General features: G+C 71.6%; 1 protein-coding gene. It reads left to right on the plus strand.

What is annotated here, in order from left to right; translation table 11 throughout:
- Positions 1-9,487, plus strand: a 9,487-nt coding sequence (locus ACIBX3_RS60950) for an SDR family NAD(P)-dependent oxidoreductase (protein WP_397129984.1), incomplete at both ends; no start/stop codon positions are given.

A 9,487-nucleotide genomic window follows, 5' to 3' on the forward strand; every position in this document is an offset into this window, starting at 1 on the left:
CCGAGTTCGCGCAGGCGATCGCCGGGTTGACCTTCGGTGAGCCGTCGATTCCGGTCATTTCGAATGTGACCGGCCGGGTGGCTGAGCCGGGGCAGCTGAGCACGCCGGGTTATTGGGTGGAGCACGTGCGGGAGGCGGTGCGTTTCGCCGACGGCGTGGTCGCCGCCGGGGCCAAGGTGTGGGTCGAGGTCGGGCCGGACGCCACACTGACCGCTCTGGCGCAGCAGAGCATCGAGGACGGGACCTTCGTCCCGGCCACCCGCAAGGATCGTGACGAGGCGCGCGCGTTCGTCCAGGCCTTGGGCCGGTTGCAGGCCTGTGGCGTGGCCGTCGACTGGGAGGCGTTCTTCGCCCCGGCCCGTCCCGCGCTCGTGGATCTGCCCACGTACGCCTTCCAGCACCAGCGTTATTGGATCTCGGCGCGGGCCGGGAACGGTGACGTGGCCGTGGCGGGGCTCGCGGCGGTCGATCACCCGCTGCTGAGTGCGGCGACCGAGGTCGCCGGTGGCGAGTCCGTGATCTTCAGCGGCCGGCTGTCGGTGGCCACGCAGCCCTGGCTGGCCGACCACGCGGTCAACGGCACGATCCTCCTCCCCGGCACGGCGTTCCTGGAGCTGGCCCTTCAGGCCGGAAACGACGTGGGCTGCCCGCTCGTACAGGAGCTGACGCTGCAGGCGCCGCTGCTCCTGCCCGCCGACGGCGGCCGCCAGGTGCAGGTGCTGGTCGGCGGAGGTGACGAGACCGGCGTGAGGCCGATCTCGATCCACTCCCGCGCCGACGGCGACGCTCCGGGCACGTGGGTGCTGCATGCCGACGGAGCGGTGGCCGCCGCCCCGCTCGTGCCGGTGGCCGGGCTGGAACAGTGGCCGCCGGCCGAGGCCGACGTGGTGGACGTGTCCGGCGCGTACGACCTCCTGCTGGAGATGGGGTACGAGTACGGGCCGGTCTTCCAAGGGTTGCAGGCGGCGTGGCGGCGTGGCCAGGACGTGTTCGCCGAGGTCGCGCTGCCCGAGCAGGCGCATGCCGACGCGGCGCGCTTCGGGCTGCACCCGGCCCTGCTGGACGCCGCGATGCACGCGCAGCTGATCGCCGGGGACGGGCAGACCGTGCTGCCGTTCTCCTGGACCGGAGTGCAACTGCATGCCGCCGGGGCGAGCGGCGTGCGGGTACGGATCACCCGCATTCACGACACGTCCATCGCGCTGAGCATCGCGGACGCCGACGGGGCGCCGGTGTTGTCCGTCGAGTCGCTCGCCGTACGTCCCATCACGGCCGGTCAGCTCACCAACGGTCACGCCGAATCGCTGCTCCACGTGGAGTGGAACCAGATCAGCCTTTCCGACGCCGGGACCGGGGAGCTGCCCGACCTGGCCTCGGCCATGGACGCGGAGTCGGTGCCGGAGTGGGCGTTGCTGAAGGTCCCCGCCACCGACCCGGAGACGGATGCCCCTGCTGCTGTCCGGCGGGCGGCTCATCAGGTGCTGGCGTCGGTGCAGGAGTGGCTGGCCGATGAGCGGTTCGTGTCGTCGCGGTTGGTGGTGGTGACGCAGGGTGCCGTGGCGGTGGGGCCCGATGAGGGCGTGGATGTCGGTGTGGCTCCGGTGTGGGGCTTGGTGCGGGCGGCCGAGGCGGAGAATCCTGGCCGGTTCGTGCTGGTGGATGTGGACGGCACCGAGGAGTCCTGGCAGGCGGTCGGCTCGGTGGCGGCGTCCGGGGAGCCGGAGGCCGCGGTTCGGTCGGGTCGGGTGCTGGTGCCGCGGTTGGGCCGGGTCGCCGGTGGTGGCGATCGTGGTCCGGTGTTCGGGCCGGACGGCGCGGTGCTGGTCACCGGTGGCACTGGTGGGCTGGGTGCGCTGGTGGCCCGGCATCTGGTCAGTGCGCATGAGGTGCGGCGTCTGGTGCTGGTGAGCAGGCGTGGGCTGGATGCCCCGGGTGCGGCCGAGTTGGTGGCCGAGCTGGCGGAGCTGGGTGCGGAGGTGTCGGTGGCCGCGTGTGACGTGGGTGACCGGGACGCCGTCGCCGAGCTGATCGCGTCCGTCCCCGAGCTGACCGGGGTCGTACACGCGGCCGGGGTGAGCGACAACGGGCTGGTGCGGTCGCTGTCGCCGGAGCGGTTCGACGCGGTGCTGGCGGCGAAGGCGGATGCGGCGTGGCATCTGCACGAGCTGACGCGGGATCTGGATCTGACCGCGTTCGTGCTGTTCTCGTCGGCCGGTGGGCTGGTGCTGGCGGCAGGGCAGGCGAACTACGCGGCGGCGAACGTCTTCCTGGACGCGCTGGCGGTGCACCGTCGCTCGATGGGGCTGGTGGCGACGTCGCTGGCGTACGGACTGTGGGATGCCGACACGGGCCTGAGCGGATGGCTGAGCGAGGCCGACTTCGAGCGGATGCGGCGCCAGGGGTTGCCGGCGTTGTCGGTGGACGAAGGACTGGCGCTGTTCGACGCAGGTGCCGGCTCGGGCGAAGCGGCGTTGGTGCCGCTGCGGGTGGACACTTCGGCGCTGCGGGGCCGGGGTGAGAGCCTGCCCGCGCTGCTCCGCGGCCTGGGGCGGAGTCCGGTACGGCAGGTGGCCCGGGCCGCCGGTTCGGGGCTGGCGCGGCGGCTGGCCGGCATGGAGCCCGGCGAGCGGGACCGGATGCTGCTGGAACTGGTCCGGCAGGAGGCGGCCAAGGTGCTGGGGCACGCCTCGGCGGAGGCCGTACCACCTGGGCGTGCCTTCCAGGAGCTCGGCTTCGACTCGCTGACGGCGGTCGAGTTCCGCAACCAGCTGATCACGGCCACCGGGCTGCGGCTCCCGGCCACGCTGGTCTTCGACTACCCGACCGCCGAGGCGGTGGCGGAGTTCCTGACGGACGAACTGGGCGACGGGCCCGCCGAGCAGACTGTGGTGACCACTGCGTCGGTGGTCGACGAGCCGATCGCGATCGTGGGCATGGCCTGCCGGTATCCGGGCGGGGTGGAGTCGCCGGAAGGGCTGTGGGAGCTTGTCGTCTCCGGTATGGACGCGATCGGGGAGTTCCCGGCCGATCGTGGCTGGGACGTGGAAGGGGTGTACAGCCCGGAGCCGGGCACGCCCGGGAAGACGTATGCGCGGCAGGGCGGGTTCTTGTACGACGCGGCCGAGTTCGACGCCGGGTTCTTCGGGATCTCGCCGCGTGAGGCGCTGGGGATGGATCCGCAGCAGCGGTTGCTGCTGGAGGCGTCGTGGGAGGCGATCGAGCGGGCGGGGATCGATCCGGTCGGGTTGCGTGGCAGCCGTACGGGTGTCTTCGCGGGTGTGATGTATCACGACTACGGGCTGGGCACTCCGGCGAACACCAGTGGTGGCAGCCTGGTGTCCGGCCGGGTCTCCTACACGCTGGGGCTGGAAGGCCCGGCGGTGACGGTGGACACGGCGTGCTCGTCGTCGCTGGTGGCGCTGCACTGGGCGGCGCAGGCGCTGCGGTCGGGTGACTGCGACCTGGCGCTGGCCGGTGGCGTGACGGTCATGTCGACACCTGGCATGTTCATCGAGTTCTCGCGGCAGCGCGGGCTCGCGCCCGACGGCAGGTGCAAGTCCTTTGCCGCCGCGGCGGATGGCGCCGGCTGGAGCGAGGGCGTCGGTGTGCTGCTGGTGGAGCGGCTGTCGGATGCGCGGCGGAACGGGCACCAGGTGCTGGCGGTCGTTCGCGGGTCGGCGATCAACCAGGACGGGGCGAGCAACGGGTTGACGGCGCCGAACGGTCCTTCGCAGCAGCGGGTGATCCGGCAGGCGCTGGCCAACGCGGGGCTTTCGGCGGCCGACGTGGATGCGGTCGAGGCCCATGGTACGGGGACCGTGCTGGGCGATCCGATCGAGGCGCAGGCGCTGATCGCCACGTATGGGCAGGAGCGGGAGCGGCCGCTGTGGCTGGGGTCGTTGAAGTCGAATATCGGCCATGCGCAGGCGGCTGCGGGCGTGGCGGGCGTGATCAAGATGGTGATGGCGCTACGCCACGAGATGCTTCCCAAGACGTTGCACGTGGATGAGCCGTCGCCGCACGTGGATTGGTCGGCGGGCGCGGTGGAGCTGCTGGCCGAGTCGCAGCCGTGGCCGGTGAACGGGCATGCGCGCCGGGCTGCGGTCTCGTCGTTCGGGATCAGTGGGACGAACGCGCACGTGATCATTGAGCAGGGGCCGAGTGCGGATGTCGGGCCTGAGCCGGTGGCTGTGCCGCCGGTGGTGCCGTGGTTGGTGTCGGCCAAGTCGGTGGAGGGGTTGCGGGCGCAGGCGTCGCGGCTGGCGTCGTGGGTCTCGGACGAGACGTCGGTCGTCGACGCCGCCTGGTCGCTGGCGGCTGGGCGGGGCGTGTTGGAGCAGCGTGCGGTCGTGGTGGGTGGTGATCGCGAGGAGTTGGTGGCCGGGCTGCGGGCGCTGGCCGAGGGTGCGGAGGCTCCTGGGCTGGTCTCTGGGAGCGGGTCGGGCGGTCGGCTGGCGTTGTTGTTCGCCGGTCAGGGCAGTCAGCGCGTTGGCATGGGCCGGGAGCTGGCCGAGGCGTTCCCGGTGTTCGCCGCCGAGCTCGATGAGATCTGCCGGGTACTGGATCCGCTGCTGCCACACCCCGTGCGTGAGGTGATGTTCACCGACGCCGAGGGCGTGCTGAACGAGACCGGGATGACGCAGCCGGCGCTGTTCTGCTTCGAGGTGGCCCTGTATCGGCTGCTCACCTCGTTGGGGGTGCGGGCTGATGTGCTGGTGGGGCATTCGATCGGGGAGATCGCCGCGGCGCACGTGGCCGGGGTGTTCTCCCTGGCCGACGCGTGCACGCTGGTCACCGCGCGGGCGCGGCTGATGCAAGCCCTGCCGGAGGGCGGGGCGATGCTGGCCGTCGCAGCGCCTGAGGAGCAGATCGTGCCGCTGCTGGGTGAGCGGGTCGGCATTGCGGCGGTCAATGCCCCGAACGCCGTCGTGGTCTCCGGTGATGAGGAGGCGATCGCGGAGATCGAGCGGCGGGTGGATGTGCGGACGCGGCGGTTGCGGGTCTCGCATGCGTTCCATTCGCCGTTGATGGAGCCGATGCTGGCCGAGTTCGCGCAGGCGATCGCCGGGTTGACCTTCCGTGAGCCGTCGATTCCGGTCATTTCGAATGTGACCGGCCGGGTGGCTGAGCCGGGTCAGCTGAGCACGCCGGGTTATTGGGTGGAGCACGTGCGGGAGGCGGTGCGTTTCGCCGACGGTGTGGCCGCCGCTCACGCGGATGTGTTCGTGGAGGTGGGTCCGGATGGGGTGTTGACCGGGCTGGCTCAGCAGAGCATCGCCGATGGGGTGTTCATCCCGGCCGCTCGCAAGGACCGCGACGAGGCCCGGGCCCTGGTCGAAGCCCTGGGGCGGCTCCATGTGCACGGGGTGAGGGTCGAGTGGAAGGAGCTGTTGGCTCCGGCGAAGCACGTCGATCTGCCTACGTATGCCTTCCAGCGGGAGCGCTACTGGGTGCCGGCGGTTGTGGAGGCGGGCGATGTCGGTGCGGCCGGGTTGGCGGCTGTAGATCATCCGCTGTTGAGTGCGGTGACCGAGGTGGCCGGTGGCGAGTCCGTGATCTTCAGCGGCCGGCTGTCGGTGGCCACGCATCCGTGGCTGGCTGATCACGTGGTCAACGGCATGGTGATCGTGCCGGGGACCGCGTTGGTGGAGCTGGCGGTCCGGGTCGGCGATGAGCTGGGCTGTTCGCGGCTGCGGGAGCTGACGTTGCAGGCGCCGTTGGTGGTGCCGGCCGAGGGTGCGGTGCAGGTGCAGGTGGTGGCCGGTCCGGCCGATGAGAGCGGTGGCCGGTCGGTGGGCATCCATTCGCGTCCGGGGACGGCCGAGCCGTGGGTGCGGCATGCCGATGGCGTGCTGGCGGCCGAGGGTGGTGTGCCGGGCTTTGACGTGGTGCAGTGGCCGCCCGCGGATGCGGCGCCGGTCGAGGTCGAGCAGCTGTATGACGATCTGGCGGAGATCGGGCTGGAGTACGGGCCGATCTTCCAGGGGCTGGTGCGTGCTTGGGCGCGGCCGGGTGAGGTGTTCGCCGAGATCGCGCTGCCGGAGCAGGAGCATGCCGAGGCGGCCCGGTTCGGGGTGCACCCGGCCCTGCTGGACGCGGCACTGCACGCCAGCGCTCTGGGCGGCCTGCTCCCGGCAGCGGAGCCGGGTCAGCCGTTCCTGCCGTTCGCCTGGTCCGGAGTGTCACTGCACGCCGCCGGGGCGACCGGCCTCCGCATCAAGGTCACCAAGAGCACGAAGGCCGGCAGTACGTCCGTCTCTCTGGCCATCGCGGACGGCACGGGCACGCCGGTGGCCGACATCGAGGCGCTCACTCTGCGTCCTCTGTCCATCGCGCCTCAGCACCAGGCCCGCCTCACCTCCCTTCACCAGGTGATCTGGACGAGCGCGATCGAGGCTCCGGTGGCGGACACGGAGTCGGTTCTGGAGTATGCATTCCTGAAGGTCCCTGCCACCGACCCGGAGACGGATGCCCCTGCTGCTGTCCGGCGGGCAACTCATCAGGTGCTGACAGCGGTGCAGGAGTGGCTGGCCGATGAGCGGTTCGCGTCGTCGCGGTTGGTGGTGGTGACGCAGGGTGCCGTGGCGGTGGGGCCCGATGAGGGCGTGGATGTCGGTGTGGCTCCGGTGTGGGGCTTGGTGCGGGCGGCCGAGGCGGAGAATCCAGGCGGGTTCGTGCTGGTGGATGTGGATGGCACCGAGCAGTCCTGGATGGCACTGGGTTCGGCGGTGGCCTCCGGGGAGCCGGAGATCGCGATTCGCGGTGGCGAGGTTCGCGTTCCACGGCTGACGCGGGTCTCGGATCTGGAGGAGCGCGGGCCGGTGTTCGGCCCGGAGGGCACGGTGCTGGTCACCGGTGGCACTGGTGGGCTGGGTGCGCTGGTGGCCCGGCATCTGGTCAGTGCGCATGAGGTGCGGCGTCTGGTGCTGGTGAGCAGGCGTGGGCTGGATGCCCCGGGTGCGGCGGAGCTGGTGGCCGAGCTGGCGGAGCTGGGTGCGGAGGTGTCGGTGGCCGCGTGTGACGTGGGTGACCGGGACGCCGTCGCCGAGCTGATCGCGTCCGTCCCCGAGCTGACCGGGATCGTACACGCGGCAGGAGTGGGCGACAACGGGCTGGTCGGTGCGTTGACGGCCGAGCGGCTGGACGGGGTCCTGGGCCCGAAGGCGGACGGGGCGTGGCATCTCCACGAGCTGACGCGGGATCTGGATCTGACCGCGTTCGTGCTGTTCTCGTCGGCCGGTGGGCTGGTGCTGGCGGCAGGGCAGGCGAACTACGCGGCGGCGAACGTCTTCCTGGACGCGCTGGCGGTACACCGTCGCTCGATGGGGCTGGTGGCGACGTCGCTGGCGTACGGACTGTGGGATGCCGACACGGGCCTGAGCGGATGGCTGAGCGAGGCCGACTTCGAGCGGATGCGGCGCCAGGGGTTGCCGGCGTTGTCGGTGGACGAAGGACTGGCGCTGTTCGACGCAGGTGCCGGCTCAGGCGAAGCGGCGTTGGTGCCGCTGCGGGTGGACGGGGTGGCGTTGCGGTCACGCGGTGACAGCCTCCCGGCCCTGCTACGAGGCCTGGTACGCGGTGCCGTGCGGCGGGTGGCGCGCTCGGACGCGTCGGCGCTGGCGCGGCGCCTGGTCGTGATGGATGACGACGCACGGCGCGGGGCGCTGCTCGAAGTGGTCCGGCATGAGGTGGCGACAGTGCTGGGGCACGCCTCGGCCGACGCGGTGCAGCCGGACCGTGCCTTCCAGGAGCTCGGCTTCGACTCGCTCACCGCGGTGGAGCTGCGTAACCGGCTCAACACCGTGTCCGGGCTGCGCCTGCCCGCCACGCTCGTGTTCGACTACCCGAACGCGCGAGCCGTGGCGGAGTACGTGGACTCCGAGCTGACCGGGGCCGCGTCCGCGGCCCCGACGGTCACTCCTGCCCGGACGACGCTCGACGACGAGCCGATCGCGATCGTCGGCATGGCCTGCCGGTACCCGGGCGGCGTGCTGTCACCCGAGGGCCTGTGGGAGCTGGTGGACTCCGGCACGGACGCCATCGGAGAGTTCCCCGCCGACCGCGGCTGGGACCTGGACCGGCTGTACCACCCGGACCCCGACAGCAAGGGCACCTCCTACGTACGCCACGGCGGGTTCTTGTACGACGCCGGCGAGTTCGACGCCGGGTTCTTCGGGATCTCGCCGCGTGAGGCGCTGGCGATGGATCCGCAGCAGCGGTTGCTGCTGGAGACGTCGTGGGAGGCCATCGAGCGGGCCGGGATCGACCCGTCAGGGCTGCGCGGCAGTCGTACCGGCGTGTTCTCCGGCGTGATGTACCACGACTACGGATCTCAGCTCTCCTCGGTGCCTGAGGAGCTGGAAGGGCTGATCGGCACCGGCATCTCGGGCAGCGTCGCGTCCGGCCGGGTGTCGTACACGTTCGGGTTCGAGGGCCCGGCGGTGACGGTGGACACGGCGTGCTCGTCGTCGCTGGTGGCCCTGCATCTGGCGGTGCAGGCGCTGCGGAACGGCGAATGTGAGCTGGCGCTGGCCGGTGGCGTGACGGTGATGGCCACGCCGGGGACCTTCATCGAGTTCTGCCGGCAGCGCGGCCTCGCCACCGACGGCCGCAGCAAGGCGTTCTCGGAGGCGGCGGACGGCGCGGGCTGGAGCGAAGGCATCGGGGTGCTGCTCGTCGAGCGGCTGTCGGACGCGCGCCGGAACGGGCATCAGGTGCTGGCGGTGGTACGGGGCTCGGCGGTCAATCAGGACGGTGCGAGCAACGGGCTGACGGCGCCGAACGGTCCTTCGCAGCAGCGGGTGATCCGGCAGGCGCTGGCCAACGCCGGGCTGTCGGCCGCCGAGGTCGACGTGGTCGAGGCACACGGCACCGGGACGCCGCTGGGTGACCCGATCGAGGCCCAGGCGCTCCTCGCGACGTACGGCCAGGATCGGGAGCAGCCGCTCTGGCTCGGCTCGATCAAGTCGAACATCGGCCACACTCAGGCCGCGGCCGGTGCCGCGGGCATCATCAAGATGGTGATGGCCATGCGCCACGACACGCTGCCGCGGACGCTGCACGCCGATGAGCGCAGCCCGCACGTGGACTGGTCGGCGGGCGCGGTGGAGCTCCTGACCGAAGGACGGCCGTGGGAGCGGCAGGATCGCCCGCGCCGGGCAGCGGTCTCCTCCTTCGGTGTCAGCGGGACGAACGCGCATGTGGTGCTGGAAGAGGCTCCGCCGCAGGAGGATGAGCCCGGCCAGGGGTTGCCGGTGGTGCCGTGGGTGCTGTCGGCCAAGACGCGTGAGGGCGTTGCGGCGCAGGCCGGGCGGTTGGCCGAATGGATGCGGGCGAACCCCGAGGTGGATGCCACTGACGTCGGCTGGTCGCTGCTGACCGGGCGGAAGGCATTTGATCATCGTGCGGTGGTGGTGGGTGGTGATCGGGAGGAGTTGCTGGCGGGGTTGGCTGAGCCGATCTCGGGTGTGGCGGGGCCGGGTGGCAA

It is taken from the genome of Nonomuraea sp. NPDC049480, assembly GCF_044465905.1.
Classification (GTDB): Bacteria; Actinomycetota; Actinomycetes; order Streptosporangiales; family Streptosporangiaceae; genus Nonomuraea.